The organism is Rhizobium altiplani, from assembly GCF_001542405.1.
Taxonomy (GTDB): Bacteria; Pseudomonadota; Alphaproteobacteria; order Rhizobiales; family Rhizobiaceae; genus Rhizobium; species Rhizobium altiplani.
The window spans coordinates 45,361-72,335 of sequence record NZ_LNCD01000091.1; the positions used below are offsets into that span (position 1 = coordinate 45,361).

Annotated in this window: 23 protein-coding genes and 1 other RNA gene; 12 read left to right on the forward strand and 12 right to left on the reverse strand. The window is 61.0% G+C overall.

The window, feature by feature from the left end; genetic code table 11:
• Positions 1–36: 36 nt before the first annotated feature.
• The 4 genes from AS026_RS21845 to AS026_RS21860 form a co-directional block, all read right to left on the reverse strand.
• The gene (locus tag AS026_RS21845; RefSeq protein WP_018858848.1) at positions 37–846 is read right to left on the reverse strand and encodes a cytochrome c oxidase subunit II; all 810 of its coding nucleotides are present in this window, start codon (positions 844–846) and stop codon (positions 37–39) included.
• 145 nt (positions 847–991) lie between these two features.
• Positions 992–1,378, reverse strand: coding sequence for a c-type cytochrome (locus tag AS026_RS21850; RefSeq protein ID WP_025660896.1), 387 nt, complete (start codon positions 1,376–1,378; stop codon positions 992–994).
• 192 nt (positions 1,379–1,570) lie between these two features.
• A complete protein-coding gene (locus tag AS026_RS21855; RefSeq protein ID WP_062371839.1) occupies positions 1,571–2,572 on the reverse strand; it encodes an LLM class flavin-dependent oxidoreductase in 1,002 nt (333 codons plus the stop codon).
• A 120-nt stretch (positions 2,573–2,692) separates the two neighbouring features.
• Positions 2,693–5,008: a methyl-accepting chemotaxis protein gene (locus AS026_RS21860; RefSeq protein WP_062371767.1), complete on the reverse strand. Its 2,316-nt coding sequence runs from the start codon at positions 5,006–5,008 to the stop codon at positions 2,693–2,695.
• 241 nt (positions 5,009–5,249) lie between these two features.
• Between AS026_RS21860 and ruvC the strand changes: the two genes are divergently transcribed.
• From ruvC to AS026_RS21880, 4 genes are all read left to right on the forward strand, one after another.
• Positions 5,250–5,762 carry a crossover junction endodeoxyribonuclease RuvC gene (ruvC, locus tag AS026_RS21865; protein WP_018858852.1) on the forward strand — a complete coding sequence of 171 codons (513 nt, stop codon included), beginning with the start codon at positions 5,250–5,252 and terminating at the stop codon, positions 5,760–5,762.
• A gap of 34 nt (positions 5,763–5,796) precedes the next feature.
• On the forward strand, positions 5,797–6,414 hold the full coding sequence (gene ruvA, locus AS026_RS21870; RefSeq protein WP_062371768.1) for a Holliday junction branch migration protein RuvA: 618 nt from the start codon (positions 5,797–5,799) through the stop codon (positions 6,412–6,414).
• A gap of 79 nt (positions 6,415–6,493) precedes the next feature.
• Positions 6,494–7,534 carry a Holliday junction branch migration DNA helicase RuvB gene (gene ruvB / locus AS026_RS21875; protein WP_007527359.1) on the forward strand — a complete coding sequence of 347 codons (1,041 nt, stop codon included), beginning with the start codon at positions 6,494–6,496 and terminating at the stop codon, positions 7,532–7,534.
• Positions 7,535–7,570: 36 nt separating this feature from the next.
• Positions 7,571–8,134 (forward strand): DinB family protein, encoded by a 564-nt coding sequence (locus tag AS026_RS21880; RefSeq protein WP_025660891.1) that lies wholly within the window; start codon positions 7,571–7,573, stop codon positions 8,132–8,134.
• A 21-nt stretch (positions 8,135–8,155) separates the two neighbouring features.
• Here AS026_RS21880 and AS026_RS21885 read toward each other — a convergent pair whose 3' ends face one another.
• The 7 genes from AS026_RS21885 to AS026_RS21915 all read right to left on the reverse strand — a co-directional run bounded on the left by AS026_RS21885 (position 8,156) and on the right by AS026_RS21915 (position 16,948).
• Entirely contained in the window at positions 8,156–9,538 is a 1,383-nt protein-coding gene (locus AS026_RS21885; protein WP_062371770.1) for a virulence factor family protein, read from the reverse strand.
• Positions 9,535–12,138, reverse strand: a complete 2,604-nt coding sequence (gene mprF / locus AS026_RS21890; RefSeq protein ID WP_062371772.1) for a bifunctional lysylphosphatidylglycerol flippase/synthetase MprF — start codon at positions 12,136–12,138, stop codon at positions 9,535–9,537. Before mprF ends, AS026_RS21885 begins: the two co-directional genes overlap by 4 nt.
• A gap of 246 nt (positions 12,139–12,384) precedes the next feature.
• Positions 12,385–14,493: a mechanosensitive ion channel family protein gene (locus AS026_RS21895; protein WP_062371774.1), complete on the reverse strand. Its 2,109-nt coding sequence runs from the start codon at positions 14,491–14,493 to the stop codon at positions 12,385–12,387.
• Between the two features lie 153 nt (positions 14,494–14,646).
• The gene (gene gnd, locus AS026_RS21900; protein ID WP_062371776.1) at positions 14,647–15,666 is read right to left on the reverse strand and encodes a phosphogluconate dehydrogenase (NAD(+)-dependent, decarboxylating); all 1,020 of its coding nucleotides are present in this window, start codon (positions 15,664–15,666) and stop codon (positions 14,647–14,649) included.
• A gap of 400 nt (positions 15,667–16,066) precedes the next feature.
• Positions 16,067–16,225: non-coding RNA, 6S RNA (ssrS, locus tag AS026_RS21905), on the reverse strand.
• Positions 16,226–16,284: 59 nt separating this feature from the next.
• Complete coding sequence (locus AS026_RS21910) at positions 16,285–16,662, reverse strand: cell division protein ZapA (RefSeq protein ID WP_062371778.1); 378 nt, start codon at positions 16,660–16,662, stop codon at positions 16,285–16,287.
• A gap of 13 nt (positions 16,663–16,675) precedes the next feature.
• Positions 16,676–16,948 (reverse strand): DUF4164 domain-containing protein, encoded by a 273-nt coding sequence (locus AS026_RS21915; protein ID WP_025660886.1) that lies wholly within the window; start codon positions 16,946–16,948, stop codon positions 16,676–16,678.
• A 335-nt stretch (positions 16,949–17,283) separates the two neighbouring features.
• Between AS026_RS21915 and tkt the strand changes: the two genes are divergently transcribed.
• The 8 genes from tkt to AS026_RS21950 all read left to right on the forward strand — a co-directional run bounded on the left by tkt (position 17,284) and on the right by AS026_RS21950 (position 26,767).
• Complete coding sequence (gene tkt, locus AS026_RS21920; protein WP_062371780.1) at positions 17,284–19,257, forward strand: transketolase; 1,974 nt, start codon at positions 17,284–17,286, stop codon at positions 19,255–19,257.
• 61 nt (positions 19,258–19,318) lie between these two features.
• Entirely contained in the window at positions 19,319–20,329 is a 1,011-nt protein-coding gene (gap, locus tag AS026_RS21925) for a type I glyceraldehyde-3-phosphate dehydrogenase (protein ID WP_018858863.1), read from the forward strand.
• Positions 20,330–20,462: 133 nt separating this feature from the next.
• Positions 20,463–20,591, forward strand: a complete 129-nt coding sequence (locus tag AS026_RS44035; RefSeq protein WP_280950902.1) for a hypothetical protein — start codon at positions 20,463–20,465, stop codon at positions 20,589–20,591.
• 91 nt (positions 20,592–20,682) lie between these two features.
• Complete coding sequence (locus AS026_RS21930; protein ID WP_062371781.1) at positions 20,683–21,003, forward strand: hypothetical protein; 321 nt, start codon at positions 20,683–20,685, stop codon at positions 21,001–21,003.
• A gap of 335 nt (positions 21,004–21,338) precedes the next feature.
• Positions 21,339–23,189, forward strand: a complete 1,851-nt coding sequence (locus AS026_RS21935) for a potassium/proton antiporter (protein WP_018858866.1) — start codon at positions 21,339–21,341, stop codon at positions 23,187–23,189.
• Positions 23,190–23,259: 70 nt separating this feature from the next.
• Positions 23,260–24,462, forward strand: coding sequence for a phosphoglycerate kinase (locus tag AS026_RS21940; RefSeq protein ID WP_018858867.1), 1,203 nt, complete (start codon positions 23,260–23,262; stop codon positions 24,460–24,462).
• Positions 24,463–24,683: 221 nt separating this feature from the next.
• Positions 24,684–25,709 (forward strand): class I fructose-bisphosphate aldolase, encoded by a 1,026-nt coding sequence (locus tag AS026_RS21945; RefSeq protein ID WP_062371783.1) that lies wholly within the window; start codon positions 24,684–24,686, stop codon positions 25,707–25,709.
• A gap of 140 nt (positions 25,710–25,849) precedes the next feature.
• Positions 25,850–26,767 (forward strand): PhzF family phenazine biosynthesis protein, encoded by a 918-nt coding sequence (locus tag AS026_RS21950; protein ID WP_062371785.1) that lies wholly within the window; start codon positions 25,850–25,852, stop codon positions 26,765–26,767.
• On the opposite strand, the gene AS026_RS42420 is transcribed toward AS026_RS21950, so the two are convergent.
• The gene (locus AS026_RS42420; protein WP_018858870.1) at positions 26,764–26,928 is read right to left on the reverse strand and encodes a hypothetical protein; all 165 of its coding nucleotides are present in this window, start codon (positions 26,926–26,928) and stop codon (positions 26,764–26,766) included. The two genes, AS026_RS21950 and AS026_RS42420, sit on opposite strands and share 4 nt — an antisense overlap.
• Positions 26,929–26,975 lie beyond the last annotated feature (47 nt).

A 26,975-nucleotide genomic window follows, 5' to 3' on the forward strand; every position in this document is an offset into this window, starting at 1 on the left:
TCCCGTTACGGCCGCTCCCCCGGCCGCAACGCCGGCCTACTTGGCCGGTTCAACCGCTGCCATCAGCTGCGAAAACGTCTGCTGCTGCGCGAGCCACGCCTGGTAGGCGTCCGGCTCGTCGACAACAACAGTCCCTCGCATCTGCGGATGTCCGACGCCACAAAGCTCCGCGCACAGCACTTCGAACGTGCCCGTCCGCGTCGGCGTGAACCAGAAATAGGTGACCGAACCCGGGATCATGTCCATCTTCGCCCGGAACTCGGGAACGTAGAAATCATGCAGCACATCGATCGAGCGCAGGTGTACGCGGACCGACTTGCCGATCGGCAAGTGCAGTTCGGCGCCTGAGATGATGATGTCGTCGAGGCCAGCCGGATCGTTCCTGATCACGCCGAGCGGATTGTCGGCCGTCACCGCTCGATTGTCTGCCCTGCCGAGCTTGCCATCGGCGCCCGGCAACCGGAAATTCCACAGCCACTGCTGCCCTACGACTTCGATTTCGCCAGCATCCGGCGGCACCGTCACGAACTGGTTCCACACGACGAGGCCAGGCGCCAGCATCGCTGCCACACCAAGGGCCGTGCTGCCGGCAAGCCACCATTCCAGACGCTTGTTCTCGGGCTCGTAGGCGGCCCGATTGCCCGGCCGATGGCGGAAACGAAAGATGCAGTAGGCCATGAAGGAGATCACCGCGACGAAGACGATGCCGGTGATCCAGAATGTAATGATGATGGTATTGTCGATGTAGTTCCAGTTCGAAGCGATCGGAGTCCACCACCACGGGCTGAGCAGGTGGAAAACCACCGACCCGATGACGATCAGACCGAGAACCAGCACGACAACCATGCGTTCCTCCCAATGCCCGGCCGGCTGTGGAAATTACCCGCAATCCGCTGGCACTTGCGTTAGGACTATCTCATAAACAAAACATCACGGCAATGGCGCGAAATGACGCCAACGAGCCGTCTGCCTCTACATCAATAAGCTGATTTCATTTCGAGAATTGCTTGAGATAAGCTAGCAGATTGGTGATATCGCCGTCGTCCTTCAGCCCGACGAACACCATCTTCGTACCCTTAACCTTCAACTTTGGGTCGTGAAGATAATCGCGCAGAGTCGCTTCGTCCCAGACCAACCCGGCTGTGCCCGCCGCCTTCATCGCCGCTGAATAGGCAAAATCCGGATGCGTCCCGGCTGTTCGGCCGAACAGGTGGTTTAGCGACGGCCCGACCTTGTTCTTGTCGGTGTCGGCAATATGACAGACCGCGCACTTCTTAAAGACCGTTTCCCCGGCCGCCACGTCGCCCTCTTGGGCGATTGCAGCCGAGGCGGAAAGACAGATCAGTGAAATCAAAGCAGCAAGACCATGGTAACGCATAGCAATCCTCATCCTCCAAAGGTTGCTCGAAACCGGCCGCGCGCGCGATTTGCGGCGTGCGCCGTCCATCACACTTGTGTCGCCACAACGCCGTGCAAACGACATGTATGATCAAGCAAAGCTATGGCCCGACTGCGCTAAGTCAATTCGCACAAATGGCTGTGGGCCGCGAAGCGCCCACGATGCGCGGCATTACGCCGCAGCGCGAAGGAAGTTTCCAAGCCCGGCGAAAAGCTCGACCGATTTCAATCTCGCCTCGATATCGTGGATCGGCATGGAGATGATCACTTCATCCGCCTGCGTCTCGGCAAGGAATTCGGTGAGCTTTGCCTCCGCGGTCTTCGGCGACCCGACGACGGCATAGCGCAGCGTGTGCTCGACCGTCAGCTTCTCCATCGGGGACCAGAAGCTCCCCATATCGGCGACCGGCCGTGGAAACTGGCCGCGCACATTGCGGCGCAGATTGACGAACTGCTGCTGGGCCGAGGTGAAATGGTATTGCGCCTCCTCATCCGTTGCGGCAACGGACCCCATGACACCAACCATGACATAGGGCTTGTCGAGCACGGCGGACGGTGTGAAGCGGCTGCGATAGATGTCAATGGCATCAAGCAGCGAGTCCGGCGCGAAATGCGAGGCGAAGGCATAAGGCAGCCCCAACATCGCGGCGAGCTGCGCGCTGTAGAGGCTGGAACCCAGAAGCCAGATCGGAACGTTGGAATTCATGCCGGGAACCGCAAGGATCGCCTGGTTCTCGATCGGCGTGCCCAGCAACTGCTGCAATTCGACCACGTCGTTCGGAAAGCTCTGGGCCCCCGCATCGAGATTGCGCCGCAGGGCCTGGGCGGTCCGCATGTCGGTGCCGGGCGCACGCCCGAGGCCGAGATCGACGCGGCCCGGAAACAGCGCTTCCAGCGTTCCGAATTGCTCTGCAATGACAAGCGGCGAGTGGTTCGGCAGCATGATGCCGCCCGAGCCGATGCGGATCCGCTTGGTTGCCGCGCCGACGTGGCCGATCACGACCGCCGTCGCCGCGCTGGCAATCCCCGGCATGCCGTGATGTTCCGCAAGCCAGAAGCGGTTGTACCCGAACTCTTCGGCCTTCTGCGCCATGCGCGCCGAACTCTCGAGCGACTGGCGGATCGTCCCGCCTTCTGGAACAGGAGAGAGATCGAGAATGGAGAAGGGAACCATGACGAAGCCTGTCGGTAATTGGAAGGACAGGTCTATGTAGGTGGCCGCTCGGCCCATTCCAAACGAGCGGGAAATAAAAAGGGCCGGTCTCCCGGCCCTCGTTCATCTGCCGATTACCGTTCAAGCCCGACGTCGCAGCAGGTGCACCTCGGTGCCCTGGTGATGTTCCGCCTGCGCCAGCGTGAAATTCGCCAGCTGCCGGTCCATTTCGACCGCTTCGGTCGCGAGCCGATGGATCGCAGCCGTCGTTTCCTCGACCATGGCGGCATTCTGCTGCGTCATCGCATCAAGCTCTGAGACCGCGGAGTTGATTTGACGCAGGGTGTCGGCTTCCTCGCGCGTCGTTTCCATGATCTCGCTGATCTGGCCGTTGATTGCCTCCACATGGCTGCCGATCCCCGTCAGCGCGTCGCCGGCACGCTCGACGAGCGACACACCCATCTCCACTTCATGCGTGGACTTCTGCAAGAGGCTCGAGATTTCCTTTGCGGCACTCGATGAACGCTGTGCCAGTTCGCGCACTTCCATGGCGACCACGGCGAAGCCCTTGCCGGACTCGCCTGCCCGTGCAGCCTCGACGCCGGCATTGAGCGCCAGCAGGTTGGTCTGGAAGGCGATCGCATCGATAACGGCGATGATCGAATTGATCTGGCGCGACGACGCCTGGATCGCCTCCATCGCGGCAATTGTCTCGCGCATGATCTGGCTGGAGCCGGTCGTCTCCCGCTTGGCGTCGCGGGCGATGCGTTCGGCCTGCTCCGCACGCTCGATCTGAACGCGGACCGACTGGGTGATCGCATCGATCGCATTCGCGGTCTCGGTGATAGAGGCGGCCTGCCGCTCGGTCCGACCGGCAAGCTCATCGGCACCGGTGCGCATTTCCTCGGAACCCGAACGCACGGCCATCGAGTTGCCGCCGATCGCCGTCATCGTTTCGCTGAGGGTAGCCAGCGCCTCGTTGAAGTTGACCCGGAGGCCTTCGAGTTCGTTCGGGAAGCGGGTCTCGATCTGATAGGCAAGATCGCCGTTGGCAAGGTGATGCAGGCCCTCGTCGATCGCCTTGACGACTTCCTGCAGGGTCCGTGCTTCCGCCTCGCGCTCAGCCATGTGCTGCTGGCGATCCCGCTCCGCGCTAGCCCGCGTTTCGTTGCTGGCAGCTTCCAGGTCGCGGCTCTCGACAAGCGACTGCTTGAACCGCGCCAATGCCTTGGCCATCGTGCCGATTTCGTCGCCGCAGTTCTGGCTGCCGATCTCGACTTCGAGGTTGCCGTCGGCGACGTCACGCGTGACGTCCGCGAGCCGGGCAAGCGGCGAGAACAGCAGCTTGGTGATGGCCCAGGTTGCCACGGCCATGATGATCAGAACACCAAACGCAATCATCGTCAGGAGCGTGGCGATCTCCAGCGAGCCAGCATTGAGTTCGCTGATGCGGACGCTTTCCACGACGAGGAAGCGGGAGCCCTGATAATCGATGCCGCGAACATAGGCTCGTGCCGAGCCATCGGCGCGATCGAAGTCGTCGACCGTCATACCCTTGGCCGACAGCGCGTCCTTCGCGAAGGTGAAAGGCGTGGGATCGAGCGTTGCCAGCTGGCCGGACGAGTTTACGCCGATCGCCGATCCGTCATCCGAGATGATAGCGGCTTGCGCCGTGCTACCGGACACGATGCCCTTGGCGAGAATGCTGGTGATGATGTTGTCGCGGACCTTGAAGAGCATCACGCCCTTCGCCGCGCCGAGCTTGACGATCGGCACGGCATAGAAGATTGCCGACTTGCCGTTCGCCGCGTCGACGCGAAGACCGGAAAAGCCGGTGGGGGCGGAATCGTCAGTCGCCTTCGCGGTGTTGGCGATCGCCTTGGCGAAGGCAAGGCCGGCGCCGGTCGCCTTCCATGCATCGGTCTTCAGGTTCTCCGCGAAATCGTCGTTCTTCTTGTAGGAGTAGAGGACGTTGCCATCGAGATCGGCGATCAGCAGGTCGCTGAAGGCGGTATTCTCCAGGTCGCGGGCCACTTCACCCTGCGTCGTTTCATGGTTGGAGTAGTAGAAGCCGCTTGGTGCCTGCGGCTTCACCAATTTTTCGCGCTGGTCGGCCGGGTTCGGATTGTTGGTGATGAACACCTTCTTCAATTCGGCGCGCGCATCACCCGACGTCTTCTCGATTGTCTTCCAACCGCTCTTCAGGCTTGTAATCGACATCTGCAACGCTTCGATGCGCGCAATCGAGTTCGCCTGGTTTTCCAACTGCTCAAGCTGATCCTGCAGCATGTCGCCGCGGAAGATCAGGACGCTCTCCTTGGCCTTGAGTGCCTGCTCACCGGAAATGCGGCTGCTGGCGAAGTAAGCAAGCACGTTGATGACCGCAATCGACAGTGCGGTCAGCAGTATAAAGGTCGCGATGACCTTGAAGGACAGGGATTTAAATCTCTGAACCATGAACGATGAACCCTTCCGGAACGGCTCATACCGGCAGAGCGTGGAACATCCTGCCGGCTGACCTGAAAACAGAAAACGGGAACCTTGCCTTCCTGAGAAGGGAGTTCCTCTGACATTTTGTGGATCAAAAGTCGGTTATGGAGCTTAAATTGCCGTAAACAGCGCGTGGCAAAAACAAGGAATGTTTTTGTTTTGTTCACATATCGATGGCAGTTATTTGGCGAGTGCAATAGGGTGAAGCATGCAAAATACGATTCGCATCATCGGCGTTGATCCGGGCCTGCGCCGCACGGGCTGGGGAATTATCGACACGCTCGGCAATTCCTTGCGCTTCGTCGCGTCCGGTACGGTCACCTCGGACGGCGACCTGGACCTCGCCTCACGCCTTTGCCAGCTGCACGATGGCCTGGCGGAAGTCGTGCACAGCTATCAGCCTGATGAGGCTGCCGTCGAACAAACCTTCGTCAATAAGGACGCCGTTGCAACGCTGAAACTCGGGCAGGCACGCGGCATTGCCATGCTGGTCCCTGCCCGCGCCGGTTTGCCCGTCGCCGAATATGCGCCAAACGCCGTCAAGAAGGCGGTCATCGGCGTCGGCCACGGCGAAAAGCAGCAGATCCACATGATGCTGAAAATCCTGATGCCCAAGGTCGAATTCAAGGGCAACGACGCTGCCGACGCGCTGGCCATCGCCATCTGCCACGCTCATAACCGCGGCAGCAGCCGCATGCGGCAGGCAGCGCTTGCCGGCTAATCTTCACTGAAAACCCACCGAACGGACCATTTGCATGATCGGCAAGCTCAAAGGCACCATCGAAGAAATCGGCGACGACTACGTCCTCGTCGATGTCCACGGCGTCTGCTACGTCGCCTTCTGCTCGGCGCGCACCCTGTCTCGCCTCGGCTCGGTGGGCGAGGCCTGTGTGCTTTTCATCGAGACCTATGTTCGCGAAGACCAGCTGAAGCTCTTCGGCTTCATGACCGCGCTCGAGAGAGAGTGGTTCATTCTCCTGCAGAGCGTACAGGGCGTTGGTGCAAAGGTGGCTCTCGCCGTCCTTTCGACCCTACCTCCAAGCGAACTGGCGAACGCCATCGCGCTGCAGGATCGCACGGCAGTCGCCCGCGCTCAGGGCGTTGGTCCCAAGGTTGCCGTGCGCATCGTCACCGAACTGAAGAACAAGGCGCCGGCCTTCGCCGGAGAAGCGTCGGGCACCATCGGCCTCAAGCAGGAGCTCGGTGAAGGTGTTGCCGCTGCCCCTGTCGCCGACGCGGTATCCGCGCTGACGAACCTCGGCTATTCCCGCGACCAGGCTGCCAATGCCGTTGCCGCCGCCATGAAGACCGCCGGTGAAGGCGCCGACAGCGCCAAGCTCATCCGCCTTGGGTTGAAGGAACTGGCTCGCTGATCCAATTGCCCGAGCGGGTGCCAAAAGCGTTCGGCTTGGTGTATTGGTCACGAGCGTTTGAAGATTGGGAAATGCCAGCATGAGTGAAGCCGCGCGCCTGATATCGGCAGAGAAACGAGGCGAAGACCTGGATGTGACGCTTCGGCCGCAGTCGCTGGACGAGTTCACCGGCCAGGCGGAAGCGCGCGCAAACCTGAAGGTGTTCATCGAGGCGGCGAAGAACCGTGGCGAGGCGCTGGATCACGTCCTTTTCGTTGGCCCGCCCGGCCTCGGCAAGACGACGCTCGCGCAGATCATGGCGAAGGAACTCGGCGTCAATTTCCGCTCTACGTCCGGTCCGGTTATTGCCAAGGCGGGCGATCTCGCCGCTCTGCTGACCAATCTCGAAGAGCGCGACGTGCTCTTCATCGACGAAATTCACCGGCTCAACCCGGCCGTCGAGGAAATCCTCTACCCCGCGATGGAGGATTTCCAGCTCGACCTCATCATCGGCGAAGGACCAGCCGCGCGTTCTGTCAAGATCGACCTGTCGAAATTCACCCTCGTTGCAGCAACGACCCGCCTTGGCCTTTTGACCACGCCGCTTCGCGACCGTTTCGGCATTCCCGTCCGCCTGAGCTTCTATACCGTCGAGGAATTGGAGCTGATCGTTCGACGCGGCGCACGCCTGATGAACCTGCCCATGACCGACGAGGGTGCACGGGAAATCGCCCGGCGCGCTCGTGGAACGCCGCGTATTGCCGGTCGCCTGCTGCGGCGCGTGCGCGATTTCGCGGAAGTGGCGAAGGCTGAAGCCGTCACCCGCGAGATTGCCGATGAGGCGCTGACCCGGCTGCTCGTCGACAACATGGGCCTCGACCAGCTCGACAAGCGCTACCTCAACATGATCGCGGTCAATTTCGGCGGCGGCCCCGTCGGCATCGAAACCATCGCCGCAGGGCTTTCCGAACCACGCGACGCGATCGAGGACATCATCGAGCCCTACATGATTCAGCAGGGTTTCATTCAGCGCACCCCACGCGGCCGCGTCCTGACCGCGACGGCCTGGAAGCACCTCGGCATGCAACCCCCAAAGGATCTGGAAGCGGCACAGTTTCGCTTGTTCCAGGAAGACGACTGACGCTTGCGGGTTGCCCGTCAAGAAACGGAGTTACCGATGCCGACTTTCGACCCATGCAGGACCACACGGAAGCTTGCGTACAACAACGCGCTTGCGAACTATCGCCTGCATGAAGCCTGCAGCAGGTTGAAGCCGGGAGAATTCGAGGCGGCACGCGCAAGCTTCTTCCCGTCGATCAAGGCAACGCTCAACCATATTCTGACCGTCGACTGGTTCTACGTCGATGCGCTTGAAGGCGGCACGCTTGGCCCTGCCGCCTGGGACGTCGAGGAGCCATTCGACGATATCGCGGCGCTTGCTGCCGAACAGGCGAAAGTCGATCGCAGGCTGGTCGCGCTTTGCGAGGCGGCAACGCCGGAAAAGCTGGCGTCGACGACCGAGATCCATCGTGCGGGGCGCATTCAGCGCGAGCGGATGGAAGACGTTTTGAACCACCTGTTCCAACACCAGACGCATCATCGCGGCCAGATTCATGCGATGTTGGCAGGAACGAGCGTACATCCACCGCAGCTCGATGAATTCATCGTTGCCGATGATGGTCGCTTCCGGAGCGGCGATATCGCCGCTCTCGGCTGGAGTGAAGAGCAGTTGATGCGCTAGCCTGGGGCGGCGCGACGCAGCCTAGTCCTGAAGCCGTGCCTTCAGCCCGTCGATGATCGTCTTGCTCAATAGCTCATAGTTCTCATCGAAGTGGTGATCGCCGGCAAGGGCAATCACATCGGCACCGCTGCCCTTGAGATCAGGGCAGGCCACCTCGTCGTCATCTTCCTTTCCGTAGATGCACTGGACGATCTTGGGATCGACCTTCTTCAGGTCATCAACCGGATCGCCGCCCGCACCTTCCGTCTTCTGGCCGAGCCAGCCCATGACGGAGATCTGGTAATCGACCTCATGCGACAGGGACAGGAGCGACATCTGCGCGACGGTTGCCTTGGCGGCCGGCTTCAGGCGCGTAAACGCGGCAGGCACGACATCGGCGCCGAAGGAATAGCCGATCAGCAGAACGTGCTTCACCTTCCACTGCTTGCGATAAAGCTCGATAATCTTGCCGAGATCGTCCGCCGTCTGCTGCGGCTGGCGCTCCGACCAGAAGTAATGCAGCGAGTCGATGCCGACGACCGGCACACCCTGCTTCTGCAGCGCCGCACCAACCTCCTTGTCGATATCGCGCCACCCGCCATCACCGGAGTAGATGACCGCCATTGTGTCGAAAGCCGGCTTGGCATCGAGAATGGTGAGCGGGAGGCCGAGCGGATTGTCGGCACTGCCGGAGGCGTCGATCAGGTCCGAGAGCGTGTCGGCAAGCGTCGTCTGGGCATCGTCCCCGGAATCGCGGATATCGATGTCCGAGTGCTGCTTCTTGAGTTCTTCGACATGCGCACGGCCCTCCTTTTGTGCTGCCGCCGTAAACGAGGCGATGATCGGGTCCGGCAGCGATGTTTCGCTGAGCCCATAGATCATGCGGTCGCCGACCGTCTGCTTCTTCGCCGGCGTGCACAGTTCCTTGGTAAGCGGAATCCCGGCAACTGGATCGATCGCCAGCGTCTGGCCGATCGTCGCATCCGGGGTCTGCGCCGCGATCGCCAGCGCCAGCGCACCGCCCTCGCCGACGCCGGCAACGATCGGCAGATGGTATGCACTGTTGCCCGCCGCGCGCTGTACCTGCTGGCTCAGCGATTCAAGATCGGACACCATGTAGATGCAGCCGTCATTCTGGCTGACGTCGTAGTTTCTGAGCGCCTCCATATAGGCCACGAAGTCGATGCCAATGACGACGGCTCCCTGCTCGACGAGACGGTTTGCCTCTGCCTTCTCATTATCGCCCCAGCCGGCGCCATCCGAGATCAGCACAACGGCGCCTTTCACGTCGCCTTCGGGCAGGAAAATATGCGGCGAAGGAATGAGCCCTGTCTCGAAGCTCTGTGTCGTCTCGGTCGCCGCCATTGCCGCCGGAACGGACAGCGACAGGGCGCAGACGGCTGCAAGAAGGTGTCTTTTCATCATTTCCTCACTACCCCTCTCAATCCGCCGCCGATCAGGAATGTTGCGTCCATCAGAGCGATCATCGGATTGCCTCCACCCGAAACCGCAAGATACCGCGGATGCCAGTGCGGATGGAACTTTGATTTGAAGGCCCTGAGGCCCTTGAAGTTATAAAACCGCTCGCCGTGTTCGAAGACGGTGCTGCCGACGCGGTCCCAGACCGGCGCCATCTCGCGCTTCGACATGCCCGAAAGCGGCGCCATGCCGAGATTGAAATGCGCAAACCCCTGGTCGCGCAGATATTCCATGATCTGGACGAAGAGGAAGTCCATCGACCCTTTCGGCGCATCCGGGGAGAACCGCATCAGGTCGATGGTCCCCTCGTCCTTCGCGGCGGTGATCAGGATGTTGGCGAAGGCCACGATCCTGCCTTCGCGCTTCAGGATGCCGACGGGTTGGGCAACGATATAGTCTGGATCGAACGCACCGAGCGAGAAACCCTTCTCCTTGGCATTGTGATCCTCGAGCCACGCATTCGAAACCGCGCCAAGCTCATCCATTGCGACGGGAACGTCTTCCGGCGCGATAACCTCGAATTCAAGGCCGTCGCGTTGCGCGCGGCTCGCGGTTTGCCGCAGGTTTGCCCACTTGCCGCCCTTCATCTCGAAGGTTTTCAAATCGGCAACGGCAAGCTCGCCGAGCTTGAAGGCACGCAGTCCTGCATCGGCACAATGCGAAAGAAGCGCCGGAGAGATCTGGTAAAAGACTGCGCGGCAGCCGGCGGCGCGTGCGGATTCCACGAAACGCCAGACCAGCTCTGGAATGGCGCTGCGCTCCCCGATCGGATCGAAAAGAGCGATCCAGGAGCGCCCCTGCCTTCCATACATGATGAAAGCGTCGCCTTTCTCCGAGAACATGATGCTCTTGTCGCCCATGCGCACCAAATTGGCGTCGGCAAAGCGCTGCTTCTCGACGATACCGACCGCCCGCTGCAACGCGTCGGTGGAAGCAGGTTCCGGCTTGACCGTCGCCGGACGGAGCAGACTGAAGATCGCAATCGCCGAGGAAATGATCGTAAGGCCGAGCACGGCGCGCAGACCGCGCGGGGCCTCGCCGGCAAATTCGAACTGCCACCAGAGCTCGTTGCTGTATTCGACGTCACGATAGACGAAGAGCAGGATCACGATCGCACCGACGCAGATCACGGCGATCGCCGTCAGCCACGAGGCCGTCAGCGTCTGGTTGAGAAGGGACGCATGTCTGCGAAACAGCCGGCGGCTGACGAACAGGCCGAAGATCAGGAAACCGAGGAAACAGGCCTCGACCAGTGCAATCGCCTTCAGCAGCGACAAGGTCAACGCCGCCGCGGCCGACAGGATCGACACCCACCAGGCACCGTCGAGCTTCTGGCCGAGACCGCGTGCCGCAACGACCAGTGTCAGCCCGAGCAGGCTGGAGAGGAAATGCGCCCCCTCGACGAGCGGCAACGGCAGGTAGTTCGCAAGAAACTCGAGATTCTGGTCCGGCGTCGGCGTCACGCTCGAAAAGATCAACATGACGCCGAGGAGCAGCGATAGGGTCGAGAGCAACTGCGGCATCAGCCGGATGCCGATCCGTCGGATGCCGGACGCAACCGGGTGATCGGCAAACCGGCGAAGCTCGGTTGCCGAGACGGCCAGCACGGCGATCAGCAACGGCAGAACGTGATAGATCAGGCGGTAGAGAACCAGCGAACCAAGCACTGCGTCGATGTTCACTGCGCTGCCAAGCGAAGCGATGATAACGGTCTCGAACACACCGAGGCCGGCAGGTACATGGCTCAACACTCCAAGCCCAACCGCAATGGCATAGACAGCCAGGAATACCGGCCAGCTGATCGCGGCCTGTGGCAGCAAGACATAAAGGACGGTCGCCGAGGCGGCGATGTCGAAGGCGGTCACCAGGAACTGCCGCGACCATGTGCGCGAGTCCGGCAATCGGACCGAGACGGGACCGAGGTGGACCGCGCGCCCCTCGCGTCCCAGAAACATGATGACTCCGAGGCCGGCAATGACCATACCTGCCATCAGCCGCAGGGTCACGCTGCCGACATTGATCAGAGGCGCGATTTCATCGGCGATGATCAGGAGCGAGATAGCGGCAACGCCCGCAAGTCCGAGGCCGAACGACAGCGTCACGAATGCGATGACCCGGCCAATCTCCTCAGGCGTCAGGCCGAGGCGCGAATAGGCGCGATAGCGGATTGCACCGCCGCTCAGCGCCCCGAAGCCCGCCGTATTGCCGACCGCATAGGCGCTGAAGGCGGTCAGCGCCACCTGCGGAAATGGCAGCTTGCGGCCAACATATTCAATGGCATTGACGTCATAGAAAACGAGGGCAAGAAAGCTCATGCCGGTGAACAGGAGGGCTAGAAAAATCGAGCTGACCTTGGTGTCGGCCAGCGCCTGAACGACGTCGTCATATCGCACTTCGTTCGTCAGTTGCACGATTGCGAAGCCGACGAAACAGAACAGCGCGAGCGTCGCCAGTGCCGTCAGGTGCGCACGGTAGCGCCTGAAGAATCCACGTACCGAAGATTCGTCGGCGTCTTCGATTTCTTCTAACTTGCCGTGTCCCGACATCTCGTACCGCCGCAATATTCCAGTTTGGTGGGAATCATGTCCGAAACACGTAACATGCGCGGCACGCAAGCTCTATGAGTGCGCAGCCTGCCCGACCCTGCCGATCTCGCCTGCTTCATCTCCAATTGGGGCAAATTTGGCGCAGGGCGCGCCGCCGCACATTGCAATTTCGTAACCTTGACAGGGTTGGAGCGGCAAAAAAGCACTGAACGAGGCTAGCCCGCTCCGATAAGCGAGTCCCGGATGCTACGCCGCGGGCTCATCTGAATTCGAGCGTTGCGAAAGATGGCGGGCGGCGGCTGCATGCGCCTCGGACTCGTGCCCTTCGCTCGAAACCTGCACCGTCGGCACAGCAAACTCGATGCCGTTTTCCTTGAAGGCGTTGCGGATCATGGCCAGGGCGTTGCGTCGGATGACGAATTGCTCGCCGGGCTTGGTCGTCATTGCCAGCCGGATGACAATCGCGAACTCGCCGAACTGTTCCACGCCCTTCATCTTCAGCGTCTCGATGATGTGCGGACTGTAGTCGGGATTATCCAGCAGTTGCTGTCCGATCTGCTTGATCACCTTCTTCGCCTTCACGAGGTCGGTGTCGTAGGTGACGTTCAGGGTAATCTTGTCGATCGTCCAGTCTCGGTTGAGGTTCCTGACCGCGCCGAGTTCGCCGAACGGCACCGTCGTCAGCGGCCCGCGGTGATGCCTCAGCCGCACCGAGCGCAGGCTGAAGGCTTCAACAACGCCCTTGTGGCTACCGCTCTCGATATACTCGCCGACACGGAAGGCATCGTCCCAAAGATAGAACATGCCGCTGATGACATCCTTCACGATGGTCTGTGCGCCGAAGCCTACGGCGACGCCGACCACGCCGGCACCGGCGATCAGCGGGCCAATTTCGACCCCGAGGCCCGACAGCACCATCAGTACAGCAATGACAGCAATGACCACGGCGAGGATATTGCGGAAGATCGGCAACAATGTCTGCAGGCGGGCGCGGCTGGCTTTTTCCTCATCCGTTATCGCGCCTTCGATCCTGGAGTCATCGAGCTTGCCGTTGATGTATGCGCGCGCCAGGTGCCACAACAGATCGGCAGCGAGCAGGATGACGATGCCGCCAATCGCGCCACGGGCAAGCCGATCGAGCATGGTCTCGCCGGCGGCCATGCGATCGGCCGCAAGCCCGATCATGCGGCCAAGCCAGAAAGCCGCGGCCGTGATGATAAGGGCTCGAACGCCACGGTCGAGAAGCACAGTCGCAATCCGGCGCCCGGCGAGAAAGCCCGCCTCGGCCTGGTGCAGGGAACGAACGGCCAGCGTTGCAACCGAGAGAGCACGCGGCAGGAGCACGACATAGATCCCGAGCCAGAGCAACAGGTTGAACCCTGAAACCCAGAGAAGCCAAAGGAAAGCGAAATAGAGCGTCAGCCCCCAGGAAACGGTGAAGCTGCGATGCTCTCCCTCCTCCACCGGACGGTGCCAGATCGCCTCCACTGCGATGGCGAAGAGCCCGATGCCGAGAATGTAGCCGACAAAGTAGCGCGCGCCCTCGGAAAAGCCGAGCGGCACCATCAGCTGGATCACCGCCCAGCCGAATGCGAAGTAGATCGCGAAGGTCGCGCAACGCCGGAACCAGAAAAGCCCCCGGGCGCGCGAAATCTGGCGCTCGCCATCCGCACGCGGCAAGGTAACGAGGGCGACCAGGAGCCGCCCGAGCGCGACGGTAAAGCGGGCGACGATGAGGGCGACTGCAATCGCGATGGCCATGGACCGCGTGATCGGAGGCCAGTTGAAAGCGAGCAAAGGCACCAGTGTCGCCATCGCAAAAACGATTGCGGGAACGACGCGATAAAGCAGATTTGCCGCAGCGTGGTGGGCAACGGTGACGACCTCGTCTTCGGTCCGTCGGATTCGCGGTTTCGGCACGATAAGACGGAACAGCAGCTCGACAATCGCTCCGGTGAGAAAAAGGGCAATGACTTCCGTCGTAATCAGCAGCCAGCCCGTCGGCGCGACCTCGCGTTCGACGACTTCAGACGCGGTCTCGACTTCGCCGGGAAACTCCATCGCCGCCCCGGAGACCATTTCGACATGGCGGCGCGCATGACCGACGAGTTCGGAGAGCGCCGACATTTCGCCGGCCTCCGTCAGGGTGGCCGTCGGCGCCGCCTTCATTTGCGTCGCCATCCACTCCTTCACCTGCGGCGTTTGCATCAGCTCGAGCATCTGCCGAACTTCCGCCGGCGGTTGAGCCGCACTAGTCGTGGGCGTGGAAGACGGCGACGGCGGGTTGGCGGTCTGAGCCGCTGCGCTCGTGGCCACGGCGAGGGCGAATGCCATCGATATCAGTAGTTGCATCATGCCACGCGCGCCCCATTGCCAGACCCGTGATCCCTTGCCCTAAATGCAATCTCTCGACAATGTATCCCGTTGTATAGACAATATATCCCGCTGTATAAAAGGAAAGCCCGCCCAGGCGGCGCTGCGCGGGCTTGGAAAACGAAAAGTTTCAGCCTAGCCCTTTGGCTTCTCGACGTGACCGCCGAAGCCCGCACGCATGGCCGACAGCACCTTGTTGGCGAACTCGTCGTTGTCGCGCGAGGAGAAGCGACCATGAAGCGCCGCGCTCAGCACCGGCGTCGGGACGCTTTCATCGATCGCCGCCATGATCGTCCAGCGGCCCTCGCCGGAATCGGAAACACGGCCGGCATACTTGGTGAGGACAGGATCGACATGCAGCGCGTCGGCCGTCAGGTCGAGCAGCCAGGAGGTGATGACGCTCCCGCGACGCCACACTTCGGCAATATCAGGCAAGTTGAAATCGTAACGATAGTGTTCGGGATGCGCCAAAGGCGCAGTTTCGGCATCGACCGCATGCGTGGCCGCACCGACATTGGCATGTTTCAGAATATTCAGGCCTTCGGCATAGGCGGCCATCAGGCCATACTCGATGCCGTTGTGCACCATCTTGACGAAATGACCGGCGCCATGCGGACCGCAATGAAGATACCCTTGCTCGGCCGTGCTTTCCGGATGAACAGTGCGCCCCTCTGAAGGAGCAATGACTCCCTGTCCCGGCGCCAGAGACGCGAAGATGGGCGACAGCGACTGGACGATTCCTTTCTCGCCCCCGATCATCAGGCAATAACCGCGTTCCAGGCCGAAAACGCCGCCGCTGGTACCGACGTCAACGTAGTGAATGCCCTTGGTGATAAGCTCGGCACCTCGCCGGATATCGTCGTGATAGTAGGAATTGCCGCCGTCGATGATGATGTCGTCGTCGTGCAGCAACGGCAGAAGCTGGGCGATGACCTTGTCCGTGATCGCCGCCGGCAGCATCAGCCAAACCGCGCGCGGGCGCGACAGCTTCGAAACAAACTCCTCGAGGGAGGCGCTGCCGACAGCGCCCTTGCCGACGAGATCAGCAACGCTTTCAGGCCTCGCGTCGTAGACGACGCATTCATGGCCATCGCGCATCAATCGCTGGACCATGTAGTTGCCCATGCGGCCCAAACCCACCATGCCAAGCTGCATCTCAAGTCTCCTGGAAATTAAATCGATAAGATGCGGAAACTAGCACTCGCAATACAGCAAGCAAGAGAAGTCTCCGTCACATTCGGAGCAACCGACAGGCATTGTTGTCGGCGGACCGCGGTCCGCCTAATTCATCGAGAATCTTCAATAGCGGATCACCGGAAAGCATTTCAGGATAGACAGCGTCTACCACAACCACATACAATCATAACCGGTATTACTGTATTGTTCGTTCGAAAGTTGCGATTCTGCGCTAACTGTGGCAATCTTTACTTTCAAAGTGCTCCTGGGGAATTGTGGGGTCTGAGCGATGAAGTCTGCTGCCTGCAAGATTGAGAAAGCAGACGGAAAGATATCCATCGTGCCCCGACAGCAGTAAGCGTGTATGGATTTTTGGGAAGTGCGATCCACGACAACCGATGGATGTTTACGATCCTGGGCGCCTACAAACGTAGGTGGGCACCGTGTGTCCAGGCCCACGAGCCTGGTCAGGGACAGCTCCCTTTGGATCGAGTATGGCCCCAGGGATTGTGGTTCCTGTCGAGAGGCGCAGACCGCACTCCGGTATATAAGGCCGATTTGGGCGCTGCGCCAGAGGGCCGGCGACGCCGCCCCTATTTAATTGAGTTCGGCGGGCGCACGGCCGTTCAGCTTGTCGGTGATGCTGCGGATACGGCTCGTCACCTCACCCAGGGCCGCCGCAAGGCCCTCCTCGGTGCGGGCGTTTGCCGCGAGAACGCTATCACTGCTGTTCCGCAACGTATCGAGTTCGGATTCAAGCCCGGCGACGCGGCGGGTGAGCTCCGAAATTTCGTCCATGACCATGATGCCAGCCATGACGGTGATGCGGAGGTCACCGATTTCGCCGAACTGCCCCTTGAGGTGCCCGACATAATTGTCGAAGCGCGTCGCGAGGTCCGTCAGGTGGTCTTCCTGACCCTCCTCGCAGGCCATGCGATAGGCCTTGCCGTCGATCGTTACCGTTACCTGCGCCATGTATCGCGCCTTTCTATCGGTCCAGAACCGCGCGGATCGTCTCCATGGCCGTCACCAGCCGCCGCGAGACCTCGCGATTGACTTCCTCGAGCCGGTTCGCACGGAATTCGGCCTGGTCCAGTTCTTGGGCAAGCTTCGAGCGATCGGCATGAATACGACGTACCTCGCCTTCGATTTCGCCCTGCTCCCGCTGGTGCTCGATGCGCATCTCGACTGCGTTTTCAAGCCCGGAGATGGCTTGCCTGAGCTCGTTGAGTGCTGCTTCCATTTTGCCTGTAGGCGTCATGTCTCTACCGGTTCCCCGCACAAGACCCGCGAATCGGCGCCCGAGACCGATCCAGTATTTCCAAAAGGATACGCACCTCGCCAACGGCACGTCAATAAAGCTGGCCCTGCGGCTGCAGACCTATTCTGTGGATGACGAAAATCAACTGCCGCCTCAGCGCCTATTCAACTTTTGTAAAAATCGATGATCAAATGTCTAAAATCGATTGGAGAGGCCTCCGGAGGGCCTTCCATTTGTTGACTTGGCCGTTCCAACTGCTATGTGTCACCCGCTCTCATTGATGGTCTCCCCAGGCTCGAGGCCATCCCCCGACACCCGGAACCCGTGGAATAGCCATGACCTCTCCTGAACAAAACGACCGGATGGCAAATGCGATCCGTTTCCTCGCCATGGATGCAGTCGAAAAGGCAAATTCGGGGCATCCCGGCATGCCGATGGGCATGGCTGACGTAGCGACGATTCTCTTCACGAAGTATCTGCGGTTCGACCCGAAGAAGCCGCATTGGCCGAACCGCGACCGCTTCGTGCTGTCGGCCGGCCACGGCTCGATGCTGCTTTACTCGCTGCTCTATTTGACCGGCTACCCCGACATGACGATCGAGGACCTGAAGCAGTTCCGCCAGCTCGGTTCGAAGACCGCCGGCCATCCCGAATACGGTCATGCGACCGGCATCGAAACGACGACCGGCCCGCTCGGCCAGGGCATTGCCAATGCCGTCGGCATGGCGATCGCCGAACGCAAGCTGCGCGACGAGTTCGGCTCTGAGCTTCAGGACCACTACACCTATGCCATCTGCGGCGACGGCTGCCTGATGGAAGGCATCAGCCACGAGGCGATCGCACTTGCCGGTCATCTGAAGCTGAACAAGCTCGTTCTCTTCTGGGATAACAACTCGATCACCATCGACGGCGCCGTCTCCCTGTCGGATTCCACCGATCAGGTTGCTCGCTTCAAGGCTGTTCATTGGAACACGATCGAAATCGACGGCCACGACCAGGCTGCCATTGCCGCCGCCATCGAAGCCGCTCACAAGTCCGACCGTCCGACCTTCATCGCCTGCAAGACGATCATCGGCTTCGGCGCTCCGAACAAGCAGGGCACGCATAAGGTTCACGGCAACCCGCTCGGCGCCGATGAAATCGCGGCGACCCGCAAGGCGCTGAACTGGGAATACGAACCCTTCGTCGTTCCTTCCGACGTTCTCGACGCATGGCGCGCAGCCGGCAGCCGCTCGGTCGAAACAGTCAAGACCTGGGAAGACGGCCTCGCCAAGTCCGCGCACAAGGCTGAGTTCACCCGCCGCTTCGCCGGCGACCTGCCGGAAGGCTTCGACGCCGCGATCAGCGCCTACAAGAAGAAGCTGATCGAAACCAAGCCGACGATTGCCACCCGCAAGGCATCGGAAGACGCGCTTGAGGTCATCAACGGCTTCCTGCCGGAAACGCTGGGCGGCTCCGCCGACCTGACGCCGTCGAACAATACCAAGACCAGCCAGATGCATTCGATCACGCCTACCGATTTCGCCGGCCGCTATATGCATTGGGGCATCCGCGAGCACGGCATGGCTTCGGCCATGAATGGTGTCGCGCTGCACGGCGGCCTTATCCCCTACGGCGGCGGCTTCCTGATCTTCTCGGACTATTGCCGACCGCCGATCCGCCTGGCCGCCCTCATGGGCATCCGCGTTGTCCACGTCCTGACGCACGACTCGATCGGCGTCGGTGAAGACGGCCCGACGCACCAGCCGGTCGAGCAGATCGCCGGCCTGCGCGCCGTTCCGAATCTGCGGGTCTTCCGCCCGGCAGACCCGACTGAAACGGCCGAATGCTGGCAGATCGCCATCAAGGCGAAGAACCACCCCTCGGCTCTCGCATTGACCCGCCAGAACCTGACGCCAGTGCGTACCGAGTACAGCGAAAAGAACCGTTGCGAACTCGGCGCCTACACGCTCGCCGGCAACGCAGACGCAAAGGTGACGATCTTCGCTTCGGGCTCTGAAGTCGAGCTCGCCGTTGCCGCCCGTGCAACGCTCGAAGCCAAGGGCGTCAGCGTCCGTGTCGTTTCCGTTCCCTGCACCGAACTGTTCTTTGAGCAGCCCGAAGCATACCGCAAGGAAGTCATCGGCAACTCGCCAGTCAAGATCGCCGTGGAAGCCGCCGTCCGCGAAGGCTGGGATGCCTTCATCGGTCCGGAAGGCACGTTCGTCGGCATGAAGGGCTTCGGCGCGTCCGGTCCGGCAAAGAAGGTATTCGAGCATTTCGGCATCACCGCGGACGCCGTGGTCGCTGCCGCAGAAGCAAACCTCTAAGAGAGCGCTTCGGCGCTCTCCAACTCAATCCGCAAGCCCCATCTCTAGGGAGTGAATGCACATGACTGTAAAGGTTGCCATCAACGGCTTCGGCCGCATCGGGCGTAACGTTCTCCGCGCTATCGTCGAATCCGGCCGCACCGACATTGAAGTCGTTGCCATCAACGACCTCGGCCCGGTCGAGACCAACGCCCATCTGCTGCGCTACGACTCCATCCACGGCAAGTTCCCGGCCGAGGTGAAGGTCGAGGGCGACACGATCACTGTTGGCGGCGGCAAGCCGATCAAGGTGACCGCGATCAAGGACCCGGCAACGCTGCCGCACAAGGAACTCGGCGTCGACATCGCGATGGAATGCACCGGCATCTTCACCGCCCGCGACAAGGCTGCCGCGCACCTGACGGCCGGCGCAAAGCGCGTCATCGTTTCGGCTCCTGCCGACGGCGCCGACTTGACCGTCGTTTTCGGCGTCAACCATGACCAGCTCACCAAGGAGCATCTGGTCATCTCCAACGCATCCTGCACGACGAACTGCCTCGTGCCTGTTGTGAAGGTTCTCGATGACGCGGTCGGCATCGACCACGGCTTCATGACCACCATCCACTCCTACACCGGCGACCAGCCGACCCTCGACACCATGCACAAGGACCTGTACCGTGCCCGCGCCGCAGCCCTGTCCATGATCCCGACGTCGACGGGCGCCGCCAAGGCCGTTGGCCTCGTCCTTCCGCATCTGAAGGGCAAGCTGGACGGTACGTCGATCCGCGTTCCGACCCCGAACGTCTCGGTCGTCGACTTCAAGTTCGTTGCCAAGAAGGCCACGACCGTCGGCGAAATCAACGAAGCGATCAAGGCTGCCGCAAACGGCAAGCTGAAGGGCATCCTCGGCTACACTGACGAGCCGCTCGTTTCCCGTGACTTCAACCACGACAGCCACTCCTCGATCTTCGCAACGGATCAGACGAAGGTCATGGAAGGCAACTTCGTGCGCGTCCTGTCCTGGTACGACAACGAGTGGGGCTTCTCCAGCCGCATGTCTGATACGGCTGTCGCTTTCGCAAAGCTCATCTAAGAGCGTCCCGACATGAATCGTCGAAAGCGGCTCGGGCGACCGGGCCGCTTTTCTTTTGAAGCCAAACTGACTAGCGTCATAGAGACAAGATAATGCCGGATGTTGGCTGGCGGACTCATCCATGAGAATTCTCATGACAATCATCGTTCTGCTCATGATTGCGAGCGTGCTGAGTCTCAGCCTTGTTGGCGGGCGCAACTCCAAGCAGATCGCCGAAGGGCAGCCGTTAGTGGCGTCCACACGCGTCATGGGACCTCGATAGTCCGTTTGCCCGAACGATTAGACTGGCGCGCCGCAGCCGATCACCGTACTGTTCATCGAAGCTGGACGGCACAGAAGCGAAAGAGAATTTGATGGACTACTTTACGATCGAGATCGGCGGACAGGCGATCGCAAGCTTTCGCTCCGAGAATGCCGATGATGCCGAGAATTTCTTCGAGGCAGAGGATTTCCGCGAGGATCTGACGGTCCTGCAATCGCAGGGAAAGCCGGTCTGGGACGGCGTCACGGAGCTCAAGCTGCGCAAGGCGACCGCCGAAGAGGCAAGCGAAGTCGAGCACGCCTATGAGTTCGACGATGATCCGGAGCGAACGATTGACGATGAATTTGTCGTCTTTCTGATCCCGATTTCCGACATCGCCGATGACGAGGACGATGAGGACGAAGACGCCTGAGCAGCGCGATCGGGCAAGAAGCCGACGGTGCGCCTCTCCATGACCGTTCATTGATTGAGAGGAAACGCGCGAGAGCGCAACTTCTGCCCTCCTATCGCCCGATTTGCTCATACACTCGATTCATGCTCCTTCGTGAGCACTCACCCGGTTTTGCCGTCAGGCACGCCAAAACAGCAGCATGAAGCCGCAAAACAGCACGGGGTCGACCGCAAGGCCTACCCATCCTGTTTGTTTTGCCGTTTACTCATAGCGGGCTTGAGTGACCACGAAAGGGCGAATGGATGGGCTGCGGGACCGGGGGCGGTCTGCATTGAATTGCGGGTAAGGGGACAGGCATGGAAGCGTTTTATATCGTCGTACTGGTATCGACGACGCTCGTGCTTCTCGCCGCATTCTCCAGCCTGCTCGCCTTCCGCTTCGGCGCCCCCCTCCTCCTGCTCTTCCTCGCGATCGGCCTGCTTGCTGGATCGGATGGCCTCGGGATCCAGTTCAGCAACAATTATCTGGCCTACTTCCTCGGCTCCATCGCGCTTGCCGTCATCCTGTTCGACTCCGGTTTCGGAACGCCGGTCCAAGCCTTCAAGCTTGCGGCGATACCCTCTCTGACGCTCGCCTCGGTCGGCGTTCTGATAACAGCGGCACTCATTGGTGTTGCCGCCATGTGGCTGCTGAACTTCACGTGGCTGGAAGGCCTGCTGCTCGGCTCGATCGTCTCCTCCACCGACGCTGCCGCCGTCTTCTTCCTGCTGCGCATCGGCGGCATCAATATTCGTGACAAGGTGCGCTCGACACTGGAGGTTGAATCGGGAACCAACGACCCGATGGCGATCTTCCTGACCATCGCCCTCGTAGAGATCCTTGCCAGCGGCGAGCGCTATCACGGCATCAACATCGGTATGCTCGCCATGTTCGTGCAAGAGATGGGCCTCGGCGTCATCCTCGGTCTGCTCGGCGGCATGATGATCTCGCTGATCGTCAGCCAGCTGGAAACCGATCGCGGCCTGACCCCGATATTCGTGCTGGCCCTGGCGCTGCTGGTCTTTTCGGCGACGGGCGCGGTCGGCGGTAGCGGCTTCCTTGCCGTCTATGTCGCCGGCATCTACGCGGGCAATCGCAAGCTGCAAGGCCATGCCTCTATCAAGCGCTTCCAGAGCGGCATGACCTGGCTTGCCCAGATCATTATGTTCCTGGTCTTGGGACTGCTTGCGATGCCGTCGCAGTTTCCGGCGATTGCCGTTCCCGCCGTGCTGCTCGCCCTGTTCCTGATCTTCATCGCGCGCCCGCTCGCCATCTGGCTCTCGTTGCTCCCCTTCGACTATACGCAGCGGGAGATCGGCTTTGTCGCGTGGGTCGGCTTGCGCGGCGCCGTTTCGATCCTGCTCGCCATCATGCCCATTCTCGGCGGCTTGGAGAACAGCCAGATCTATTTCAACACCGCCTTCATCATCGTGCTCGTCTCGCTTCTCGTACAGGGCTGGACGATCAAGCCGGTCGCCAAGAAGCTGGGGCTCATCATCCCGCCGCGCATGGGTGCCGTCGACAAGGTCGAAGTCGATCTGCCCGGTGCGGCAAACCACGAGCTCCTCTCCTACCGTGTTATCAAGGACAGCCCGGTGCTTCGCGGCGAACGCATCCCGCGCTGGGCGACGCCGTCGCTCGTCATCCGCGACGGCAAGTCGATGCGTTATCAATATGCGGGCCGGCTACGCGAGAACGACCTCGTCTATCTGTTCGTCGTGCCGTCCTACTCGCGGCTGCTCGACAAGCTCTTTGCCAGCCGCGCGCCGGTGGAAGAGGATGACGCCGATTTCTTCGGCGCATTCGCGCTGTCGCCCGCCCGGCCAGCGGCCGATCTCGACGCCGCCTATGGCCCCGGCCTGCTGAACGAATCCGAGAAAGGGCTGACGATCGCCGAACTGATGAAGCATCGTCTGGGCGGCAAGGCGGATTATGCGGACCGGGTCCGTCTCGGCTCGATCATTCTCATCGTCCGCGATCTCGATGATCAGGACCACATCACCTCGGTCGGCATGTCGCTGGAGGCTGTAGAGCCCGCCACCACCCTGCCGATCTTCCTCAATTTGCACGACATCATCGATCGCATCCGCGACCGCATCAAAGGTCGCAGAAGCCGGGAAGCAGCGGCCGCGGCGGCATCAGCCAAGGGCGATCAAAACCCGCAATGAGCGCCTTGCGTCTGCGGTCATCCTTGCTATGGTCGCCGCATCTTTTGGGCAATAACGAACGGATTTTTCCATGCCTTCCTTCAAGACCCTCGACGACCTCAACGATGTTGCCGGCAAGCGCGTCCTCGTTCGCGTTGACCTCAATGTTCCGGTCAAAGACGGCAAAGTAACCGACACCACACGCATCGAGCGTGTTGCCCCGACGATCCTGGAGCTCTCCAACAAAGGTGCCAAGGTCATCCTGCTGGCGCACTTCGGCCGCCCTAAGGATGGCCCGTCGCAGGACCTTTCGCTGTCGCTGATCGCTCCGTCCGTCGAGGAGGTGCTGGACCACTCCGTGGCAACCGCCGGCGACTGCATCGGCGCAGCAGCAGCGGAGGCAGTTGGTGCGATGAAGAACGGTGACATCCTGCTCATGGAAAACACCCGCTTCCACAAGGGCGAAGAGAAGAACGACCCCGATTTCGTCAAGGCGCTTGCGGCGAACGGCGACATCTACGTCAACGACGCCTTCTCTGCTGCCCACCGCGCACATGCCTCGACGGAAGGCCTCGCCCATCATCTCCCCGCCCATGCGGGCCGCACCATGCAGGCCGAGCTTGAGGCCCTTGAGAGTGGTCTCGGCAACCCGGCCCGTCCTGTCGTCGCCATCGTCGGCGGCGCCAAGGTTTCGACCAAGATCGACCTCTTGATGAACCTTGTGAAGAAAGTCGATGCGCTGGTGATCGGCGGCGGCATGGCAAACACCTTCATTGCCGCCCGCGGCACGAATGTCGGCAAGTCGCTCTGCGAGCACGATCTTGCAGACACCGCCAAGCAGATCATGATCGAAGCGGCCACGGCCGGCTGCGCCATCATTCTGCCGGAAGACGGCGTCGTTGCCCGCGAATTCAAGGCAAACGCCGCCAACGAAACGGTCGCAATCGACGCGATCCCCAATGACGCTATGGTGCTGGACGTCGGCCCGAAGTCGGTCGAGGCGATCAAGGCATGGATCGAGCGCGCCAATACGCTGGTCTGGAATGGCCCGCTCGGCGCGTTCGAGATCGAGCCTTTCGACAAGGCAACCGTCGCGGCAGCGAAATTTGCGGCCGAGCGCACGAAGGCCGGCAAGCTCACCTCGGTGGCCGGCGGTGGCGATACGGTCTCGGCGTTGAACCACGCCGGCGTGGCCGACGATTTCAGCTATGTGTCGACGGCCGGCGGCGCCTTCCTTGAGTGGATGGAAGGCAAAGTGCTCCCCGGTGTCGCTGTGCTCAACAAGCACAAATAATTCAAGCGAACGAATTTAACAAATTTTACATGTAGATAGACCGCGGCGCGAAAGCCCCGCGGTCTTTTGCTCATTTGGAGTACAAAAGCCCAAACTTTCAAACGATTAAAAAAAATTCAAACGTTTCAGACAATTTTGCTGCCGTTTTCCCACCCATAAACTTCTGTTATCCGCGACCTATATCTACTGGTTGACGATTTTTTGCTGTGGAGAGAAACGATATGAGCGAACGTTTGGAAGACATTGCCGTGCGTATGGTGGCTGGTGGCCGCGGGCTGCTTGCAGCAGATGAATCGACAGCCACAATCGGGAAGCGGTTCGACACAATCGGACTTGAATCGACGGAAACGAGCCGTCGCGACTACCGCGAAATGTTGTTCCGCACCGAAGACGCGATGCGTCAGTATATCTCCGGCGTGATCCTCTACGAAGAGACCCTCCACCAGAAGGCAGCAGACGGCACGCCCTTTGTCGACATCATCCGTGCGGCCGACAGCATCCCGGGCATCAAGGTCGATATCGGCGCAAAGCCGATGGCAGCCTATCCCGGCGAAACCATCACCGAAGGCCTCGACGGCCTCGCAGACCGTCTTGCGAAGTATTATGAAGCCGGCGCCCGCTTCGCCAAGTGGCGCGGCGTTATCGCAATCTCCTCCACGCTGCCCACCTGGGGCTCCATGAAAGCCAACGCCCACGCCCTCGCCCGCTATGCGGCGCTGTGCCAGCAGGCCAACATCGTGCCGATCGTCGAACCGGAATGCCTGATGGACGGCAAGCCAGGCGACCACAACATCGATCGCTGCGCCGAGGTCACCGAATGGACGCTGCGCACCGTCTTCGAGGAATTGGCCGACGCCCGCGTCAGCCTCGAAGGCATGATCCTCAAGCCGAACATGGTCATCGACGGCAAGAACGCCCGCAAGGCTTCCGTCGCCGAGGTCGCCGAGCGCACGGTCGAGGTGCTGAAGCGCACCGTTCCGTCGGCCGTTCCCGGCATTGCCTTCCTCTCGGGTGGCCAGTCCACCGAAGAAGCGTCGGCGCATCTTTCCGCGATCAACTCCGGTTATGACCTGCCGTGGACTGTGACCTTCTCCTACGGCCGCGCACTGCAGGATACGGCACTGAAGGCTTGGGGCGGCAAGCAGGAAAACATTGCCGCCGGCCAGCGTGCCTTTGCCCACCGCGCCGAAATGAACAGCCTCGCCGCCAAGGGCAGCTGGAAGAAGGATCTGGAGAAGGCGGCCTAAGCCATCTTCTGATCGACAAGAAAAGCAAAACCGGTCGTCGCAGACGGCCGGTTTCTGCATTGTAAGGGCGACAACTTTCCGGCTTCTGCAGACGGCGGATCGCCGGTAGAGATCGTGGTATCAGCCCGCTCGGAGCCGCCATGAGAACCGTTGCCTTCACGACAGTCGATGTCTTCACCTCTACTCGCTTCGAAGGCAACCCGCTCGCCGTGATGACGGACGCGCGTGGCCTGACGGACGCAGACATGCAGAATATTGCCGCCGAGTTCGGCTATTCGGAAGTCACCTTCGTGCTACCGCCAGAAGATCCGGCAAATACCGCCCGTGTCCGCATCTTCACACCCACCATGGAGGTTCCCTTTGCGGGGCATCCGAACGTCGGGACGGCTTATGTGCTCGGCCAACAGCGCGAGGTCTTCGGACGGCCGGTCGGCGACAGCCTGCGCTTCGAAGAGAAGGCGGGTCTCGTCGAGGTCAACCTGAAGCGTGACGGCGGTGAGGTGCTGTCGGCATCGATTCGTGCGCCGAAGCCGCTCACCATCGGCAACACGATATCCGAGGAAACCGTTGCGCGCTGTATAGTGATCGAGCCGCAGGAAATCCGGGTGGCGAAGCACCGACCGGTTGTCGCCTCCGTTGGACTGAGTTTCGCCGTCGCGGAACTGGCAGACCTTGCCGCCCTCGGTCGCGCCCGCCCGAACCTCACCTATTTCCAGGATGCCGCCGGCCCGACTGCCGAAGGCAATCACGATTTCTCGCTGTTCGTCTATGTGCGCTCCCAGGAAGAGCCGTGGACGATCCGCGCCCGGATGTTCGCGCCGCTCGACAACGTTGCGGAGGATCCGGCGACCGGCAGCGCCTCGGCAGCCCTCGGCGCCTACCTCGTTTCGCTGGAGCCGGATGCGGACATGAACGTTTCGCTCACCATCGAACAAGGCGTCGAGATGGGACGCCGAAGCATCATCGGCATCGAAGTCGTCAAGAAGGACGGCATCGTTTCCGATGTGACGATCTCGGGCAGCTGCGCGCCGGTCATGCGCGGCGAAATCACGTACTAAACGAACAGATCGCGGCCAAGCAGCGCTACCGCCCAGACCCCAAACGCGATCAGGGCGATCTTCCAGAAATCCATGCGCCGTCGCAGCCCCGGAACGCCCAGCGGCTTGATCAGCTGAATCGCCATCGCCAGGATGAGCAGCAGAGCGATCAGCTTCGTCATGTCTTTATTTTTCCATCTCTTCTGAATGTCACAGGACGGACATTTTT